Origin of the sequence: Arthrobacter sp. OAP107, from assembly GCF_040546765.1 — a bacterium.
In the GTDB taxonomy this organism is placed as follows: Bacteria; Actinomycetota; Actinomycetes; order Actinomycetales; family Micrococcaceae; genus Arthrobacter.
The window spans coordinates 1,448,927-1,466,382 of record NZ_JBEPOK010000001.1 but is presented as its reverse complement, the minus strand read 5'-3'; the positions used below and the strand labels follow the sequence as shown (position 1 = coordinate 1,466,382).

The window sequence follows — 17,456 nt, the reverse complement described above, 5'->3', positions numbered from 1 at the left end:
CACTGGCACACTACCCGACATAGTCGACACACGGCGGGGCAGCCCGCTGATGTGATGCATCGCTCACGTTTCTCGGCGATTTCGTGGCCCACTACCCCTTGTTTACACAGCGTTAACATGAAACGCTTGATCCAGATGACCAAGGGGGCCCTGCAGGGCCCCTTTCCTATGTAAGCCCTAGTGAATATTTTCACAAAGGGCATTGACTTCCCAGGAATGGAGTGACTGATCAGCATGGATTGGCGTAATCGCGCGGCCTGCCTCGACAAGGACCCGGAGCTGTTTTTCCCCGTGGGCAACACCGGCCCCGCTCTTTTGCAGATCGAAGAAGCGAAGAGCGTCTGCCGCCGGTGCCCCGTCGTTGACACCTGCCTGCAGTGGGCCTTGGAGTCCGGACAGGATGCAGGCGTGTGGGGCGGCATGAGCGAGGACGAGCGCCGTGCACTGAAGCGCCGGGCCGCCAGGGCCCGCCGGGCTTCCTGACTCCGACAAAAAGCAAAAGGCGACGGCCGCGGACCTATGGTCCGCGGCCGTCGCCTTTTTACGTTTTAGCGGCTCGCCAGGCTCAGGACAATCTGCACCGCAGTGCCGCCCCCATCCCGGGGCTTCCACTGGATGGTGCCGCCGAGTTCGCTCGTGACCAGCGTCCGGACAATCTGCAGTCCGAGGCCCTCCACGTGGGGCGTCTCCGGCAGGCCAACCCCGTCGTCCGCCACAGTGACGGTGAGCAGCTCCTCGCCGTCGTCGCCTTCAGAGCGGTCGGCAAGCAGCCACACCGTGCCCGTGCGTCCCTCCAGTCCGTGTTCGACGGCGTTGGTGACAAGCTCGTTGATGACCAGCGCCAGCGGCGTCGCGAAGTCGCTGGGAAGTTCGCCGAACAACCCGGACCGCTGGGTCCGGACCTGCTGGGACGGTGAGGCGACTTCCGCGGACAGGCGGAACTGCCGTCCGATGAGCTCATCGAAGTCGACACTTTGAGTCAGCCCCTGCGAGAGGGTTTCGTGCACGAGGGCAATCGTTGCCACGCGTCGCATGGCCTGTTCGAGCCCCTGCTTTGCCTCGTCGCTGACCATTCGGCGGGACTGCATGCGCAGCAGTGCGGCAACAGTCTGCAGGTTGTTCTTGACCCGATGGTGGATTTCCCGGATGGTGGCATCCTTTGTGACCAGCTCCATCTCGCGGCGGCGCAGTTCGGACACGTCACGGCAGAGGACCAGCGCACCGAAGCGCTGCTGCTCATCGCGGAGCGGGATGGCACGCAGCGACAGGCTGACGCCGCGGGATTCAATCTCACTGCGCCAAGGCATCCGCCCGGTGACAACCAGCGGCAGCGTCTCGTCCACCATGCGGCGGTCCTTCAGCAGACCCGCCGTGACCTCCGCCAGCGAGCGCCCTTCCAGTGATTCGCCATCACCGAGGCGCCGGAACGCCGAGACCCCGTTAGGGCTGGCATATTGGACGATCCCCTCGGCGTCGAGACGGATCAGGCCGTCGCCCACGCGCGGGGCTCCGCGACGGGAGCCGGTCGGCGAGGCGAAGTCCGGCCAGAGCCCCAGGGTGCCCATGCGCAGCAAGTCATAGGCACACTGGCGGTAGGTCAGCTCCAGCCGGGACGGCATCCGTGAACTCGAAAGGTCCATGTGGGAGGTGACCACAGCCAGCGTCCGGCCGTTCCTGACCATCGGCACGGCTTCGACCCGCAGGGCCATGTCACTGCTCCAGTTGGTCTCGCTGGATCGCTCAATGCTGCGGCTCTCCCACGCTTTGTCCACCAGCGGCTGCAGATCCGACCGGATGCCCTCCCCGACGAAATCGGCGTGGAACACCGTATGCGTCGTGGAGGGCCGGACGTGTGCCAGGGCAACGTAACCGTGCTCCGGATGGGGAAACCACAATGCCAGGTCGGCAAACGCCAGATCGGCCACCATCTGCCAGTCGCCCACCAGGAGGTGCAGCCACTCGGCATCCCCCGGCCCGAAATCAGCGTGTTCCCTGATGGGGTCCGTAAAGATTGCCACTGCACCTCCAGTTTTTCGACGGCGGGACCGGTGTCCTAGCGTCGGACGATTGACCTCAAGAGCCTCAATGCTACCGAGAGCGAGGCCATGTCGTCCGCCTCGAGGGCATTGACCTCATCGAACATGCTCTTCGCACGGCCCAGATGTTCGGCATTGAGCTGCTCCCAGGCCTTGAGCCTGTCCTCGGCCGGCGACCCTTCGTCGGTCGAGTCCAGGACCGCCGTCGTCATGTCTGAGACGGTCGAGTAAAGGTCATCGCGCAGCGCGGCACGGGCCAGGGCCTGCCAGCGGTCCTTCCGCGGCAGGGAACTGATCCGCTCCAGCAGGGAGTCCACGTGGAACCGGTTGAACACCGTGTAGTAGACGTTGGCGATGTCTTCCACGGGCTCCTTGCGGCTGTGCGCGATTTTCGCGATATCCAACAGGACAAAGCTCTCGAACAGCTCGGCCCAGCGGTGGCCCAGATCCTCGGGCAGGCCCCAGGACCGCGCCTTCTCAAGCCACGAGGCAACGCGCTTACGGTCGTCACCGCGCAGGTAGTCCAGCAGCCGCGCCCGCATGGGTTCCATCGGCGGCTGGAACTCGGCGACGATGTCGGCGATGGGCCGCGACGCGCTGCCCTGGGCCAGGACCCAGCGCACTGCACGGTCCAGCAGCCGCCGGATATCGAGGTGGACGGTGCTCCAGTGCTCAGTGGGGAAGGACGCGGGAAGCTCGTTGAGCTCGGACACCATGACGTCGAGATCGTAGATTTCCCTCAGTGCCACGAACGCCTTCGCCACAGCCACCTCGCTCGCCGAGGTCTCCTCCATGGTCCGGAAGGCAAAGGTGATGCCGCCCAGGTTGATCATGTCGTTGGCCACGACCGTGGCGATGATCTCCCGGCGCAGCGGATGGGTGTCCAGTTCGGCGTCGAATTTCTCCCGGAGCTGCACCGGGAAGTATTTCCGAAGCGTCTCACGGAACCACGGGTCATCCGCCAGGTCACTGTCGCGCAGGGCTGTCGCGAGTTCAATCTTGGCGTAGGCGGCCAGCACGGACAATTCAGGTGACGTGAGGCCCTGCCCCTGTTCCAGCCGTTCGCGCAGGACAGCCGTGGAGGGCAGCGCCTCCAGGTCACGGTTCAGGTCCGCCGTCTTCTCCAGCCAGTCCATCAGCCGCTCGTAGCTCGGGCTCCACTCGGCGACCTTCTGCCGGTCGTTCAGGAGCAGGATGTTCTGGTCGATGTTGTCTTCCAGGACCAGCCGCCCGACTTCGTCGGTCATGGCCGCAAGGAAGTCCGAACGCTCGGCGGCCTCGAGCTTGCCGGCGGCCACCATCCGGTCCACGAAGATCTTGATGTTGACCTCGTGGTCGGAGCAGTCGACGCCGGCGGAGTTGTCGATGGCATCGGTGTTCAGGATGACGCCCTGCAGCGCCGCTTCGATGCGGCCCCGCTGCGTCATTCCGAGGTTGCCGCCCTCACCCACGACCTTGACCCGAAGGTCGCGGCCGTCCACCCGGATGGCGTCGTTGGACTTGTCGCCCACCATGGCGTGCGTCTCGGAACTGGCCTTCACGTAGGTGCCGATGCCGCCGTTGTACAGCAGGTCGGCGGGGGCCAGCAGGATGGCCCGCAGGAGTTCGGGCGGGCTGAGCTGGGTCGTGTCCTCGGCCAGGCCAAGGGCAGACCGGACCTGCGGCGAGACCGGGATCGATTTCGCCTGCCGCGGGTAGACCCCGCCGCCTTCGCTGATCAGGCTCTTGTCATAGTCGTCCCAGGATGACCGGGGCAGCTCGAACAGCCGCTGCCGCTCGGCATAGGAGCTTGCCTCGTCCGGGTTCGGGTCGAGGAAAATGTGCCGGTGGTCAAACGCTGCGAGCAGCCGGATGTGCTTGGACAGGAGCATCCCGTTGCCGAACACGTCCCCGGACATGTCGCCGACGCCGACCACGGTGAAGGGCTCGGACTGCGTGTCCAGGTCCAGCTCGCTGAAGTGCCGCTTGACCGACTCCCAGGCACCCCGGGCCGTGATGCCCATGGCTTTGTGGTCGTATCCCACCGAACCGCCGGAGGCGAAGGCGTCGCCCAGCCAGAATCCGTACTCGGCGGCCAGGCCGTTGGCAATGTCAGAGAAGGTTGCCGTGCCCTTGTCCGCTGCGACCACAAGGTACGAGTCGTCGCCGTCGTGCCGTACAACGCTCGACGGCGGGACCAGCCGTTCGCCGTCGGCTCCCGTCACGAGGTTGTCCGTGACGTCAAGGAGTCCCCGGATGAACGTCTTGTAGCTTTCGATGCCCTCCGCCATCCAGGCCGACCGGTCCTTCGCGGGATCCGGCAGCCGCTTGGCGAAGAAACCGCCCTTGGCGCCCGTTGGAACGATTACTGCATTCTTGACCGTCTGTGCCTTGACCAGGCCCAGGATCTCCGTCCGGAAGTCTTCCCGCCGGTCCGACCAGCGGAGACCGCCCCGGGCCACCTTGCCGAAGCGCAGGTGAACGCCCTCCACCCGGGGAGAGTAAACCCAGATTTCGAACATGGGCCGCGGGAAGGGCAGCCCCTCGATGGTTGCAGGGTTGAGCTTGAAGCTCAGGTGCGGCTTGTCCTGGTAGAAATTGGTGCGCAGCGTTGATTCGATCAGGTTCGTGAACGTACGCACCACGCGGTCGGCGTCCAGCGTGGCGACACTATCGATCGATGCCGTCAGCTCAGCGCGGACTTTTTCCTGCCGTTCGGTCCGCTCCAGCTCGGTCAGATCCGGATCAAAGCGTGCCTCAAACAGGGCACTGAGCCCGCGGGTGACCTCCGGATTGGCCAGCAGGGTGTCGGCCATGAATTCAAACGAATTGGTGTTGCCCATTTGCCGCATGTACTTTGCGTAGGCCCGCAGCACGATGACCTGCCGCCATGTCATGCCCTCGCGAAGCACCAGCCGGTCAAAGCTGTCGGATTCCACCGCACCGGAGACGGCGGCGCCGAAGGAATCCGCCAGCAGCCGGCCCGTGGACACCGGGTCCACCCCGGCAGGGTACTTCAGTCCGAGGTCGTACAGGAAGAAGTCCCGGCGGTCGGCGGTTTCGATCTCGAACGGCCGCTCGTCCAGTACTTCCAGCCCCAGATTGTGGAAGTAGGGCAGGATCTGGCTCAGGCTCTTCGGCTCCAGCATGTACAGCTTGACCCTGGCGTCCTCCTCGAGGGTGGCGCCTGCGCCTTCGGGAAGGTAGACATGGACCCCTGGCCGCTCCTGCCGGGCGCCGGTCACGCGCTCGGCTTCGGCCCCGTACTGTTCAAACCGGGCGATGTCTTCGAGCGCATCTTCGATTTCATAGTCGACGCGGTAGCTGGCGGGGAAGGCCTCGGCCCAGATGGCTGCCAGTTCGTTGGCACCGTCGTCGGCGCTGCGCTCGCGGAGTACCTCGGCGATCCCTTCACTCCAGGACCGGGCGGCACGGACCAGCCGCTGTTCCAGCGCGTCGGTGTTGACGTGGCTGACGTCCGCGCCCTTGGGCAGGCGGATCCGGAAGAACAGGCGGGCGAGGGCGGATTCGGTCATCCTCGCCTCATAGTCGATGGACTCGGCGCGGAAGGTCTCGCGGAGTTCCTGCTCGATCCGCAGCCGGACGTTGGTGGTGTAGCGGTCGCGAGGGAGGTAGACGACGGCGGACATGAACCGTCCGTAGATGTCCGGCCGGAGGAAGAGCCGGGTCCGGCGCCGTTCCTGCAGCCGCTGGATTCCCGTTGCCGTCGCGGCAAGGTCGGGAACTTCGATTTGGAAGAGCTCGTCGCGGGGGTATGTCTCCAGGATGCCGAGCAGGTCCTTCCCGGAGTGCGAGTCGGGCGGAAAACCGGCGCCGCGGAGCACGGCCTCGACCTTTTCCCGGACTATCGGGATATTGCGCACGGAGTCTGTGTAGGCGCTGGTGGCAAACAGACCGATGAAGCGCTGTTCACCGTTGACGTTGCCTGCCGCATCGAAGCTTTTCACGCCGATGTAGTCCAGGTACGCGGGCCGGTGAACTGTTGAGCGGGAATTTGCCTTGGTGATGACCAGGGCACGCTTTTCCCGAGCCTTGCGCCGGCCCGCGTCGGTGAGGTGCTGAACCTGGTGGGTATCGTGGTGCGCCCGCAGCAGGCCCAGGCCGCTGTCCTCGCGCAGTTCCAGGACATCCTCGCCTTCCTCGTTGACCAGGTCGTATTCCCGGTAGCCGAGGAAGGTGAAGTTGCCCTCGTCCAGCCAGCGCAGCAGCTCCTGGGCCTGGCGCAGCTCTGCGATCTGGGTGGGATGCGCCACCTTGTCCAGATCCTTGGCGATCTGCAGTGCCTTGTTGCGCATTTTCGGCCAGTCTTCGACGGCGGCCCGAACGTCTCCGAGGACCCGCTCCAGTCCTTCCTGCAGCTGCTCGGCCGCTTCGTCACTGGCGCGGCCGATTTCGACGGCAATCCAGGACTCCATGTGGGACGCGTTGTCGCCCTGGGCAATCAGGTGGGACAGGACGGGCAGCGCCGCGGTGTCACCGCTGGAGATGCCGATGCTGGACGGGACCCTGTCCACCTTCACGAGCTCGTTGGTTTCGCGGTTGCGCGTGACCACGAACATCGGGTGCTGCACAAGATGGATGGCCGAATTCTGGCGGACCAGCTCGGCGTTGACAGAATCCACCAGGAAAGGCATGTCGTCGGTGACGATGTAGACAACACTGCGGTCGCCCTCGGGAACGATGGAGATGTTGGCGGTGCCCGGCCGGCGTTCAAAACCGACGCCGCGGTGGGTCTCAGCCCGGGCGATCAGCAGCTCGTGCGGATAAGCGCGCGCATCCTCCTCTGCCAGATGCTCGTAGTAGTCCGCAAAGAAGCCTTCTTCGGCTCCGATTGAACGGGACTGATCCTCCACGCTGGACCCAGACGACATCGACACACGCCTCCATCACACAGTTTGCGGCTGCTTCCTTGCAGCCCTCACCGTGAGCCTAGCCCGTCAGCCTGCGCCTTGCTGTGGAAGAGAACACAGAGGATCGGCGTTTTTGCTGGACAGGTGCACAAACGATTTCCGCGATGGCCGCCCGAAGCCGGGATTCCGGTGCCGATTCGAGCAATAACGAGCCGGACAGCAGAGCCGCGTCTGTTGCGTCAGGATCCCACGGAAGGAAGGCTCTGATGACCGACGACGGGCCGAACCGGTCCCACGCCTCGCGGAGCTGACGTTCCGGCGAACGGCCCACGGCCGAGGCCCGCACTTTGTTGAACACCACCTCGGGGCTGACCCCCGGCAGCGAACCTTCGAGTTCCGCCAGCCCCCTGACGAGGCGTGGAACACCGATGGGATCCGCGGACCCCACGGCGATCACGGTATCGGCCAACTCCAGGCTCCTGAGAGTGGCAGCGTTGCGCCGCGGTGCCATCGTGTCGAAACTCAGCTCCTCGTCTGTCTCAAGGCAAAAGCCTGCGTCGACCACAACGACGTCGGCCATCTCCCGCGCCCGGCCCAAAACAAGCGCCAGCGCGGCCGCGCGCAGCTCGGTCCAGCGGTCCGCCCGGGTTATTCCCGTCAGTACCCGGAAAGTCCCGCTCGAGGCACTTACCGGAACGGCGACGCGGAGCAACGCTTCCCGGTCCAGCAGCCCCTGGTCGGCCAGCCGGCAGGCCTGTGCCAGCCCCGCCGCCTCATCGAGGAGCCCGAGGACGCCGGCGACGCTGGCCCCATAGCTGTCGGCGTCAACCAGCAGGACAGACTTGCCTTGCGCAGCCAGCTCCCCTGCGATGTTCACGGCCACCAGTGTTCTGCCGGGCGCGCCGGCCGGCCCCCACACCGCCACGACCCTGCCTGTTCCGGCCTGCGCCGGCTCCGGTTCGGTATCGGCAGCCTCCGGGCGAAGGGCCGCTCCGGCGTCGGCGAAGCCTGTGCCGTAAGCGGGAGCGGAGCCGGGATTCAGCCCTGCCCGACCCGGGCCTGAATGCCTGCTGACGGCGTCGGCGATGCTCTCCGCCAGCACCGTGGATTCAACGGTCGAAGGGGCTGCCGTGACTCCAATGCCGCGCAGCCTCAACCGCTCCTCGGGGCTGTCGGTCAGGGCGATGATGACCACGCCCACGGCGGCGAGCCTGTCCACCAGCGAGGCAGTCAGTTCCGGACTTCCCTCGGCAACAACGGCGGCCCGGGCCAGTCCGCTCTGGCAGGCGGCCAGCAGCTCCGCGAGCTCCGCGCAGCGCCGGACCACTGTGACTGGACCGTGGAGCCGCTCGAGTCCGCCAACCAAGTCTTCCTGCGACTCACCGACTGTGACGACGGGGATGCTCACTTGGCGGCCCCGCCTGGATTCCACACCACGGAGATTTTGGCCTCGTTCGCCTGCGCGCCGAGGAGGGAGGCCATCTGCCCGTCCCCCACCAGGACCATCAGGACCGTGGATTTCGAAGCGCCAAGTGCTGTGGATCCCTGTGAGACCTCCGCGATCTCCGCGCCGGGAAGCAGCAGCTTCGGCTGTGCAAAGCCGTTCCGGGCGTCGGGCATGGAGACCCACACGTGCACCCGGGTTCCCGCCACCGCCTGCTCGGGCAGGGCCTCCTGTACGCTGACGGCGACCGGCTTTCGGTCCAGGGCGTCGACGCTGCCCAGGCTTTCCCGGGGAACCAGCTGGTCCTTGGCGATCCGCTGGACGGCTACCTGCCCTTCGGGAATACCTGACTCCGCCGGGAAGTAGTGCGCCTCGACGTCGCCCAGGCGCACCTTGACCCGGCTGATGTTTTCCGGTGTGAGCTTCTGGCCGACGGCGATGGGCTCGCGGGCGGCAAATACCTCTGTGGTGCGGTCCGCGCTGCCGACGAGGGCAACGACACCGACAACAGAGGCAAGGACCAGGAGCACACCCACCAGAAGCCTCGGATCCTTCCAGGAAGGCTTCTTCAGCCGGGCTCCGGTGGCCGCCGTGCTTGCACTCATGCGTACTGCTCCCCCTTGACGCCTGGGCGCTTCGATCGCGCCGGTCAAGATCATTGTTACGGCATGCCTGCTCAAGCGGAAGGGTACGCAAGCAAACAACATCAAACTGTGGACAACCGCATCATCCACGCCGACCGGTGGCACAATTGGACTATGCCCCGATTCCTTACGCTTGCAGATGTAGCCGAGCAGCTTCAGATCAATGCGCCGGCAGCGTATGCCCTCGTCCGCAGCGGCGAGCTGAAGGCCATCCAAGTGGGTGGCCGCGGCCAGTGGCGGGTTGAGGAAAAGATGCTTGAGCAGTACATCGAAGAGCGCTATGCCGAGGCAAGCCGCATGATTCAAGAGGCCAAGTCCAAGTCCGTTTGAGCACGGAAGGTCCCGTCAGACCTCCCCGCTGCGCCGTGAGCGGAGGGCACCCAGCGACCGGAACGGGACGGTAGCCACGTCGGCAACCCGGCCGGCCCTGCGCGCTTCGCCGGGCCATGTCATCGCGAGGTCAAAAAAGTCCCGCCCCACCCTGTCAATCACACCCGGAAGCTGCATGTCCGGTGACCGGCCTGCCAGCAGGACAGTGAGTTCGGCCCTGTCCCTTGCCAGTCCCCGCAGTGCGCTGGCAAGTCCGAGCTTCCGGCGCACTGGGGACGTCTCGGCGACGGCGAACCGGCCGAGTCCGGTGTAGTGGCCAACGGCAGCATAAGGTATCAGCACCTGGTGCGCCGCCTCGTCAAGGACCAGGCTTTCGGATCCTGCATGGCTGAGGGCGCCGGCAAAGACGGGTCCCGAATTCAGATGGACGCCAATATGGCAGCCTAGGGATCCACGCAGCCTGTCATCGAGTGCAATGGCAGCCGTGTCTGCACGGGAACGCTCCGCAATCTCGGACTCCAGGCCCAGGACCCCGGCCTCGGCAAGCTGCTGCTCGAGATCCTGGAAAAGTGCATTCCATCGCATGGCGTCAGCGTAGGCCCGCCCACGAATGCGGTCAATTAATCCACAAACTTTCCTTTCTCCATAGACAACCCCATTACAACTGCTGCAAACTATCTCCAACAAAGCCAGATACATCAAAGTGGATCAAACTGCATCGAACAGGGGTCGGGGGAAGTCATGGGGGAAACAGTCCAGCGTCCGGTGAGGGCAGAAGCCGGCCTGGCGGTTGTCATTCTGGGGCTCGGGGTCTTCCTGGCGTTCGCCGGGGCCGGGATCGTCGATCACTGGAGGCGGTCCGCTGCGCGCCAGCAGGCGCTGCTCTTCGACGACCTGCTTGGGCTGCTGGCCCTCGCGGCCGGGCTGGCCGTCATCCTCTGGTGGTTGCTATCCCTGGCCACCGCCCTTGCAGCGGCACTGCTGGAACGGACAGGGCACCACGCTGCGGCCCGCGCCACGGGGCGGTTCAGCCCTGTCTTCATGCGCCGGCTGGCGCTGGCCGCCGTGGGGGTGCAGCTCCTCGGCGCACCGCTTGCCCAAGCGGATGAATTGCCGGCTGCAGCCCATGCCTCGAGCAGCGGATCGTCCGTCTCCGCAGCGTGGGCACCCCTGGCAGAGCCGGGGCCGGACCTGCCCGCCGGCCATTCCGCAGACTCCGGCGAACTCCAGCCCCAGTGGATGCCGCGCGTCCCGATGGTGCAGCCCGGCGTCGTCAGCTCATTGCCCGCGCGGGCAACGGCTGGGCCGGCAAGTACCCGCAGTGAGATTCCCGTACGTGCCGGCGAATCATTGTGGACCATCGCCGCACGCGAACTGGGGCCCGGTGCTTCCGAGGTAGAAATAGCAGCCCGCTGGCCACTCTGGTATCAGGTCAACAAAAACATCATCGGTGCCGATCCCAACTCCCTTCTCCCGGGCCAGCTCCTCAGCCCGCCGCCACCGCCGTAAGCGGCGCCGGCACCCGTTCCTTCCACGCCACCGACATCCGCGGCCGCGTCCTTGCACGGCCGTCCCAAGCCAGCCCCATCAAAAGGACCGATCATGACTGCACTAACTCCGATGCGGCGTGCAGGAAGCGCCGTTCTTGAGTCCGTCCCGGCCGCGCCGGAACGGACGGCGGCTGCCCCCGTGCCCGCAGAGCAAACTTGCCCGGCGCACGTCCGCCCCAAGCAAACCGTGACTGACGAAACGCGGCTTGCGGTTGTTCCCTCCCCTGGCGACGAGGCGCGCGAGATCTGCGCCATCACCAGGGCCACAGTCCAGGCCGCCATTGAAGTCCTGGCGGGAACGAGGCCCATCCACCAGCTGGCACGGCGGCTGGACCAGCGCTGCCTCACCGTGCTCCAGCACCGGGCGACCCTGACCCGGCGGATGGCTGCCCGGGCTCCCCGGAAGATGGGGCTGCTCCACCGCAACGCGTCGGTCCGCTCGGTCCGGGCGTGCAGTGTGACGCCTGACGTTTACGAAGCCAGCGCGGTGGTGATTGATGAACTGCGGGTCCGGGCAGTCGCCGTCCGGCTGGAACGCAGCAAGAACGTGTGGCGGTGTCACGGCCCTGGAGATCGGCTGACGGGAAAACAGGAAAGGACCGGAAGCAAGCTCCGGTCCCTTCCAGTCATATCCGCTGGCTAGCGCTTTTTCTTCTTGTCACGCCGGTCCTGCGATGCGGCCTTGGCCGGGTTGCCAGAACGGCCCGCGGCTCCGCTTTCGATCCGGGTCTCGGCTCCGCCGTCCTCCCGGGGCGCCGTGTACTGGAGCTGGGCGGGCTTTTCCGGCGCTTCCAGACCGGCGGCCCGGATTTGCGGCTCGTGGTGTTCGGTGTGGCCGCCGGCGGCATCAGCCACCACGACGTCCTCCGCCGGGGTGACTTCCACTTCGAGGTTGAAGAGGAAACCGACGCTCTCCTCCCGGATGGCTTCCATCATGGACTGGAACATGGTGAAACCTTCACGCTGGTACTCCACCAGCGGGTCACGCTGGGCCATGGCGCGCAGGCCGATGCCTTCCTTCAGGTAGTCCATCTCGTAGAGGTGCTCCTGCCACTTCCGCCCGATGACGGAGAGCACAACACGCCGCTCGAGCTCGCGCATGCTCTCGGAGCCGATGGCTTCCTCCCGTGCCTGGTACACCAGCTTGGCGTCAGACATGATTTCTTCCTTCAGGAACTCCACGGTGATGCGCGACTTGCCGCCTGCCTCGTCGATGACATCGTGCGGCGTCACTGTGACGGGGTACAGCGTTTTAAGGTTGGTCCAGAGCTGGTCGAAGTCCCAGTCGTCGCCGTTGCCTTCGGCGGTGGCTTCGTCGATGAGTGCGTTGATGGTGTCTTCCAGGAAGAACTGCACCTTTTCGTGAAGGTCGTCGCCTTCCAGGATCCGGCGCCGGTCGCCGTAGATGGCTTCGCGCTGGCGGTTGAGGACGTCGTCGTACTTCAGCACGTTCTTCCGCTGCTCGGCGTTGCGGCCTTCGACCTGTCCCTGGGCCGAGGCAATGGCACGCGAGACCAGCTTGGATTCGAGCGCCACGTCGTCGGGCACGGAGCTGTTCATCAGCCGCTCCGCCGCACCCGAGTTGAACAGCCGCATGAGGTCATCGGTCAGCGAAAGGTAGAACCGGGACTCGCCGGGGTCGCCCTGGCGGCCGGAGCGGCCGCGGAGCTGGTTGTCGATGCGGCGGGATTCGTGGCGTTCCGTTCCCAGCACGTACAGGCCGCCCAGGCCCAGTACTTCCTCGTGCTCGTCCTTGACAGCCTTTTTGGCAGCTTCCAGCGCCCCGGGCCAGGCGGCCTCGTACTCGTCCGAGTTTTCCTCCGGGTCAAGTCCGCGCTGCGCCAGTTCGGCGATGGCGGTGAACTCGGCGTTGCCGCCCAGCATGATGTCGGTACCGCGGCCGGCCATGTTGGTGGCGACTGTGACGGCGCCCTTGCGTCCGGCCTGGGCAACGATGGCTGCTTCACGGGCGTGGTTCTTGGCGTTCAGGACCTCGTGCCGGATGCCCTCCTTCGCCAGCAGGCGGGAGAGGTACTCGCTCTTTTCGACGCTCGTGGTGCCCACCAGGACCGGCTGGCCGGCCTCGTGGCGTTCGGCGATATCCCGGACCACGGCCTCGAACTTCACGACCTCGTTTTTGTACACGAGGTCGGACTGGTCGATCCGCTGCATGTCGCGGTTCGTGGGGATGGCCACTACGCCGAGCTTGTACGTGCTCATGAATTCGGCGGCTTCGGTCTCGGCCGTGCCGGTCATGCCGGAGAGCTTGTCGTACATGCGGAAGTAGTTCTGCAGCGTCACCGTGGCGAGGGTCTGGTTTTCAGCTTTGATCTCGACGCCTTCTTTGGCTTCGATCGCCTGGTGCATGCCTTCGTTGTAGCGGCGGCCGGCCAGGATACGGCCGGTGTGCTCGTCAACGATGAGGACCTCGCCGTCGAGGATGACGTAGTCCTTGTCCCGCTTGAACAGCTCCTTGGCCTTGATGGCGTTGTTGAGGAAGCCGATCAGCGGCGTGTTGGCGGATTCGTAGAGGTTCTGGATGCCGAGGTAGTCCTCAACCTTTTCGATGCCGCCCTCGAGTACGCCGACGGTGCGCTTCTTCTCGTCGACTTCGTAGTCCTTCTCCGGCTGCAGCCGCAAGACCACCTTGGCGAACTCGCTGTACCACCGGTTGGTGTCACCCTGGGCCGGGCCGGAGATGATCAGCGGTGTGCGGGCTTCGTCGATGAGGATCGAGTCCACTTCATCGACGATCGCAAAGTTGTGGCCGCGCTGCACCAGCTCGGACTTGTCCCAGGCCATGTTGTCGCGGAGGTAGTCGAAGCCGAATTCGTTGTTGGTGCCGTAGGTGATATCGGCAGCGTATTGCTCGCGGCGCACAGACGGGTCCTGGTTGGCCAGGATGCAGCCGCTGGTGAGCCCCAGGAAGCGGTAAACGCGGCCCATAAGCTCGGACTGGTATTCGGCCAGGTAGTCGTTCACGGTGACAACGTGGACGCCATTTCCGGTGAGGGCGTTGAGGTAGGCCGGAGCAGTGGCCACCAGAGTCTTGCCTTCACCGGTCTTCATTTCAGCGATGTTGCCCAGGTGCAGGGCAGCGCCACCCATGAGCTGGACATCGAAGTGCCGCATGCCGAGTGTGCGCGAAGACGCCTCGCGCACGGCGGCGAAGGCTTCCGGCAGCAGGTCCTCGAGCTTCTCGCCGTCCTGGTGGCGGGTGCGGAGCCGGTCTGTTTCTTCACGCAGTTCCGCATCCGTGAAGGTCTGGAACGAGTCTTCAAGGGCGTTAATGGAATCAGCATAGTTCCGCAGTTGCCTCAGGAGCTTCTTGTCACCTGTGCGGAGAATTTTTTCGATTAGTGATGCCACGTGAAGTTGCTCCCAGTCTCATGCCGCCGAATTCTGGCGTGATTTAGTCTACGGGAGAGACGCATGGCACGTTGTCCCTGTTCCCTCACAGCGGATAGCCGTTGCCGGCAGCCGCAACCGCGGGCGCAAGGTCCCCCACCGGTGAGACGGCTACGCCGTCCAGTCCCAGCCAATCTGCCATCAGCTCCAGTTCGGCGGCGAGTTCGACGGCGGTGTCCGCCGGAGCATCCGGCTCACCGAAGCACGCCTTGGCAAGCAGCAGGCCCGCGGCCCGGTCTGTCTTCAGGTCCACCCTGGCCACGATGCGGTCGCGGAGCAGGAACGGAAGCACGTAGTAGCCAAAGCGGCGCTTGGCCACGGGGGTGTAAATCTCGATCCGGTAATGGAATCCGAAGAGTTCTTCAAGCCTGCGCCGCTCAAACACCAGCGAATCGAACGGGCTGAGCAGGGCCCGGCCGGTTGCCTGGCGCGGCAGCCGTGCCTCGGCGTGGCGGTACACGTTCCGGTCCCAGCCTGCCACGGTCACAGGCTCGAGCCGTCCGGCGTCAACCAGCCGCTGCACCGAGGCCGCGGCTGCCTTCACCGGAGTCCTGAAGTAGTCGGCAAAACACCGCACCGTCCCGATCCCGTGGGCCCGGGCCGCCGCGTCGATGAGCCGGTCCATGGCATCCGACGGATCCGGTACCGCGTCGAGGTCATGCCCGGGCAACACCTGGCGGGTGAGGGCGTACTGCCGCTCGAACTGGTCAGTCCTTGACGCCGACGAGACGACACCCTCTTCGAACAGGTGCTCGAGGACCCGTTTGACGGCGTTCCAGTTCCAGCCCCAGTTGACGTGCTTGCGGTCTTCAACATGCCCGAGCCTGGCGGTGAGTTCGGCGGCGGTCATCGGCTTGCCGTCGGCGAGCGCCTCAAGCACCCTGCCCGTCACACCGGAACGCAGCCCGGGGTCCATTGCCGCTGCCCCAACCCACTTCCGGTTCTGCCACACCACCAGGTCGGGGAAATGTTCCGGGCGGATGTAGCTGGCTTCGTGGGCCCAGTACTCCATCATGCGCCGCGGGTGCCTGCCGGCCATTTGCTGGAGGATGGAGCGGTCGTAGGCGCCGAGCCTGGAAAAGAACGGGAGGAAGTGGCTGCGGGCCAGGACGTTGACGGAATCGATCTGTACGAGTTGGATCCGGGCAAAGGTCCGGCCCACCGCCCGTGAGGTCACGGGGCCGGCGGGCCGTCCTTTGTCCAGTCCCTGGGCTGCCAGTGCGATCCGCCGTGCCTGCGAGAGGCTCAGCGATGCACCCATGTCAGCCCTTTCGTTGTCTGGGCTCCATCTTATGCAGTTGCGGCTGCATCATCCGAGCGGTACGCAAGGATTTTCTCCTCGTGCGTGTTCTCGCCGGGTTCGCAGTAATGGTCGAGGGTGATAACCCCGTATGTCCAGCCGCGGCGACGGTACACAACCGATGGGGCGTTCGTGGCCTTGTCCACAAAAAGGTAAAAGTCGTGACCGATAAGTTCCATGTTGTCCACGGCGTCGTCAAGGGTGAGGGACGCGGCCGGGAACACTTTGCGCCGAATCAGTACCGGCGAGTCGCCGGCAGGGATGTCGTTGTCGACGTCGTACGGCGATTTCTCAGCCGGTTCCGGAGCGGCCTGGGTGTTATTGCTCGCTTCGACGTAGATCGGCTGGTTGGAGCTTGCGGGCTCCAGGGTTGCAGTTGCCTCGCGTACTGCCTTGGGCGTGTGCCGCCCGTGGTGGACCTTCTTGCGGTCTTTGGCCCTGCGCAGCCGCTCAAGCAGCTTGTTGTAGGCGAGGTCGAACGCGGCGAACTTATCTGCGGCGCTTGCTTCGGCACGGATCACGGGGCCGCGGCCCAGGACTGTCACTTCAACCGTGAGCTGGTCACCGGTCTGCCGCGCATTTGTTTCCTTTGAAACCTTCGCGTCGACCCGCTGGACCTTGTCCCCAAGCGATTCGATCTTTGAGATCTTCTCGCCGGCGTATTCGCGGAAGCGGTCCGAGACCGTCAGATTCCGTCCGCTGATCATGAACTCCATGGTGCCCTCCAAATGACTTCGGTGACACGACGGCGGCGCTTCCGGGGGACGATCTGATTGACAGTCGAGCCCCTTTCCGAGCCGCTATCGAAAGGTACAACTGATCTTGGTACCCATATCCGACGTTAGTTCATAGCAACCAGTTATTCATCCTTTCGCAGTTTATTTTTTTCTATGTCTCAGCTATCCCCCAGCCACTCCACAGGATGCCGCGACCGCGCCGGGGCGGCTGCCGCATCGGGGGCGCGGGTGGCGGCAAGGACCACCGCGCCGCGGACAATTCCGCCGGCTTCGTGGATGGCCCGGGCAGCTTCCGCCAGGGTGGCGCCGGTGGTCAGGACGTCGTCGATGAGGATGCACTGCCTCCCCCGCAGCGAGCGTCCAGGTGCTCCCCGCGCGGTGCGCATGGAACCGCGGACCCGTCGGGACCTGTCTCCCCTGCCGAGCCCCTTTTGCCCTCCGGTCAGGCCGGCTCCGGCTTCGGGCTTGCGAACCTTGCGCAGGGCATCATTGCATTCCAGGCGGCGGCCGTTGCAGCCACGCACTGCGCCGGCCAGCAGCAGGTGAACGGGGCTGAAACCACGTTTCCGGTACGCGCTGCCGCTGGTCGGGACCGGAACGAGGACCATGCCGTCCGTTCCCGCATATGCCACCCCCAGCGTGTTGGCGAGGACCTTCGACAGCACCTGCCGCAACTGGCCCTGGCCGTGGCGCTTGAAGGCCAGAATGGATTGAGAGAGCTCCTCACGGTAGATGCCCGCCGCAACCACAGGCAGGATCAGCGATCCGTCGGTATCCATCAGCGCAGGCGCCCCTGTCTCCGCCCGGAAGGGACGGCGGGTGAGCATCCGGAGCCTGCGCTCGCACCCGGCACACAGCGCCAGGTCCTCCTTGCCGCAGCAGACGCATTCCACCGGCAGCGCGAGGGCCATAACATCCGTGGCCGCCCCCGCCACCAGGTCCCAGGCACGAAGCACGCGCTGCCGGTGATCCGCGCGGTGGCGGGCATGCCACAGCGGCTGGGGCTGGAGATCTGGATCTGCCGAAGCCCTCTGCCCCTCTCCCGTCCGGTGGCTTCCCACGGTTCAAGACTGCGGCGCTGGAACCGGCCTGCAAAAGAGCGAGTGTCCTCTATGTGGAAAACGCGGCCCACGAAACGCCCACGCGGGAAACGCCGA

At 65.3% G+C, this 17,456-nt stretch carries 13 protein-coding genes; 4 read left to right on the top strand and 9 right to left on the bottom strand.

What is annotated here, in order from left to right:
• Window positions 1–234: 234 nt before the first annotated feature.
• The gene (locus ABIE00_RS06850; RefSeq protein ID WP_003804966.1) at window positions 235–483 is read left to right on the top strand and encodes a WhiB family transcriptional regulator; all 249 of its coding nucleotides are present in this window, start codon (window positions 235–237) and stop codon (window positions 481–483) included.
• 65 nt (window positions 484–548) lie between these two features.
• Here the strand turns inward: ABIE00_RS06850 and ABIE00_RS06845 are convergent, their stop codons facing one another.
• From ABIE00_RS06845 to ABIE00_RS06830, 4 genes are read right to left on the bottom strand one after another with little or no spacing between them, the layout of a single operon-like run.
• Window positions 549–2,018 (bottom strand): sensor histidine kinase, encoded by a 1,470-nt coding sequence (locus tag ABIE00_RS06845; protein WP_331575910.1) that lies wholly within the window; start codon window positions 2,016–2,018, stop codon window positions 549–551.
• A gap of 35 nt (window positions 2,019–2,053) precedes the next feature.
• A complete protein-coding gene (locus tag ABIE00_RS06840; protein ID WP_354258377.1) occupies window positions 2,054–6,907 on the bottom strand; it encodes an NAD-glutamate dehydrogenase in 4,854 nt (1,617 codons plus the stop codon).
• Between the two features lie 58 nt (window positions 6,908–6,965).
• The gene (locus tag ABIE00_RS06835) at window positions 6,966–8,294 is read right to left on the bottom strand and encodes a CpaE/TadZ family protein (RefSeq protein WP_354258374.1); all 1,329 of its coding nucleotides are present in this window, start codon (window positions 8,292–8,294) and stop codon (window positions 6,966–6,968) included.
• Window positions 8,291–8,935 carry an SAF domain-containing protein gene (locus ABIE00_RS06830; RefSeq protein ID WP_354258371.1) on the bottom strand — a complete coding sequence of 215 codons (645 nt, stop codon included), beginning with the start codon at window positions 8,933–8,935 and terminating at the stop codon, window positions 8,291–8,293. Before ABIE00_RS06830 ends, ABIE00_RS06835 begins: the two co-directional genes overlap by 4 nt.
• A 153-nt stretch (window positions 8,936–9,088) precedes the next feature.
• On the opposite strand from ABIE00_RS06830, the gene ABIE00_RS06825 reads away from it, so the two are divergent.
• Window positions 9,089–9,304 (top strand): helix-turn-helix domain-containing protein, encoded by a 216-nt coding sequence (locus tag ABIE00_RS06825; protein ID WP_043419585.1) that lies wholly within the window; start codon window positions 9,089–9,091, stop codon window positions 9,302–9,304.
• Window positions 9,305–9,319: 15 nt separating this feature from the next.
• On the opposite strand, the gene ABIE00_RS06820 is transcribed toward ABIE00_RS06825, so the two are convergent.
• A complete protein-coding gene (locus ABIE00_RS06820; protein WP_354258368.1) occupies window positions 9,320–9,889 on the bottom strand; it encodes a hypothetical protein in 570 nt (189 codons plus the stop codon).
• Between the two features lie 156 nt (window positions 9,890–10,045).
• On the opposite strand from ABIE00_RS06820, the gene ABIE00_RS06815 reads away from it, so the two are divergent.
• Both ABIE00_RS06815 and ABIE00_RS06810 read left to right on the top strand, forming a co-directional pair.
• Window positions 10,046–10,813 carry a LysM peptidoglycan-binding domain-containing protein gene (locus tag ABIE00_RS06815; RefSeq protein ID WP_354258365.1) on the top strand — a complete coding sequence of 256 codons (768 nt, stop codon included), beginning with the start codon at window positions 10,046–10,048 and terminating at the stop codon, window positions 10,811–10,813.
• A 93-nt stretch (window positions 10,814–10,906) separates the two neighbouring features.
• Window positions 10,907–11,497, top strand: a complete 591-nt coding sequence (locus tag ABIE00_RS06810) for an Rv3235 family protein (RefSeq protein ID WP_354258362.1) — start codon at window positions 10,907–10,909, stop codon at window positions 11,495–11,497.
• Here the strand turns inward: ABIE00_RS06810 and secA are convergent.
• The 4 genes from secA to ABIE00_RS06790 form a co-directional block, all read right to left on the bottom strand.
• A complete protein-coding gene (gene secA / locus ABIE00_RS06805; RefSeq protein ID WP_354258358.1) occupies window positions 11,494–14,223 on the bottom strand; it encodes a preprotein translocase subunit SecA in 2,730 nt (909 codons plus the stop codon). The genes ABIE00_RS06810 and secA overlap by 4 nt on opposite strands.
• An 85-nt stretch (window positions 14,224–14,308) precedes the next feature.
• Window positions 14,309–15,523, bottom strand: coding sequence for a winged helix-turn-helix domain-containing protein (locus tag ABIE00_RS06800; protein ID WP_354258355.1), 1,215 nt, complete (start codon window positions 15,521–15,523; stop codon window positions 14,309–14,311).
• A 29-nt stretch (window positions 15,524–15,552) separates the two neighbouring features.
• Window positions 15,553–16,278 carry a ribosome hibernation-promoting factor, HPF/YfiA family gene (hpf, locus tag ABIE00_RS06795; RefSeq protein WP_102971985.1) on the bottom strand — a complete coding sequence of 242 codons (726 nt, stop codon included), beginning with the start codon at window positions 16,276–16,278 and terminating at the stop codon, window positions 15,553–15,555.
• A gap of 179 nt (window positions 16,279–16,457) precedes the next feature.
• Complete coding sequence (locus ABIE00_RS06790; protein ID WP_354258351.1) at window positions 16,458–17,360, bottom strand: ComF family protein; 903 nt, start codon at window positions 17,358–17,360, stop codon at window positions 16,458–16,460.
• Between the last annotated feature and the right edge of the window lie 96 nt (window positions 17,361–17,456).

What these genes read in the sequence shown, in the direction of transcription:
- ABIE00_RS06850 (WP_003804966.1), top strand. Translation starts at nt 235, where the DNA reads ATGGATTGGCGTAATCGCGCGGCCTGCCTCGACAAGGACCCGGAGCTG.
- ABIE00_RS06820 (WP_354258368.1), bottom strand. Translation starts at nt 9,889, where the DNA reads ATGCGATGGAATGCACTTTTCCAGGATCTCGAGCAGCAGCTTGCCGAG.
- ABIE00_RS06810 (WP_354258362.1), top strand. Translation starts at nt 10,907, where the DNA reads ATGACTGCACTAACTCCGATGCGGCGTGCAGGAAGCGCCGTTCTTGAG.
- ABIE00_RS06840 (WP_354258377.1), bottom strand. Translation starts at nt 6,907, where the DNA reads ATGTCGTCTGGGTCCAGCGTGGAGGATCAGTCCCGTTCAATCGGAGCC.
- ABIE00_RS06815 (WP_354258365.1), top strand. Translation starts at nt 10,046, where the DNA reads ATGGGGGAAACAGTCCAGCGTCCGGTGAGGGCAGAAGCCGGCCTGGCG.
- ABIE00_RS06800 (WP_354258355.1), bottom strand. Translation starts at nt 15,523, where the DNA reads ATGGGTGCATCGCTGAGCCTCTCGCAGGCACGGCGGATCGCACTGGCA.
- hpf (WP_102971985.1), bottom strand. Translation starts at nt 16,278, where the DNA reads ATGGAGTTCATGATCAGCGGACGGAATCTGACGGTCTCGGACCGCTTC.
- ABIE00_RS06830 (WP_354258371.1), bottom strand. Translation starts at nt 8,935, where the DNA reads ATGAGTGCAAGCACGGCGGCCACCGGAGCCCGGCTGAAGAAGCCTTCC.
- ABIE00_RS06825 (WP_043419585.1), top strand. Translation starts at nt 9,089, where the DNA reads ATGCCCCGATTCCTTACGCTTGCAGATGTAGCCGAGCAGCTTCAGATC.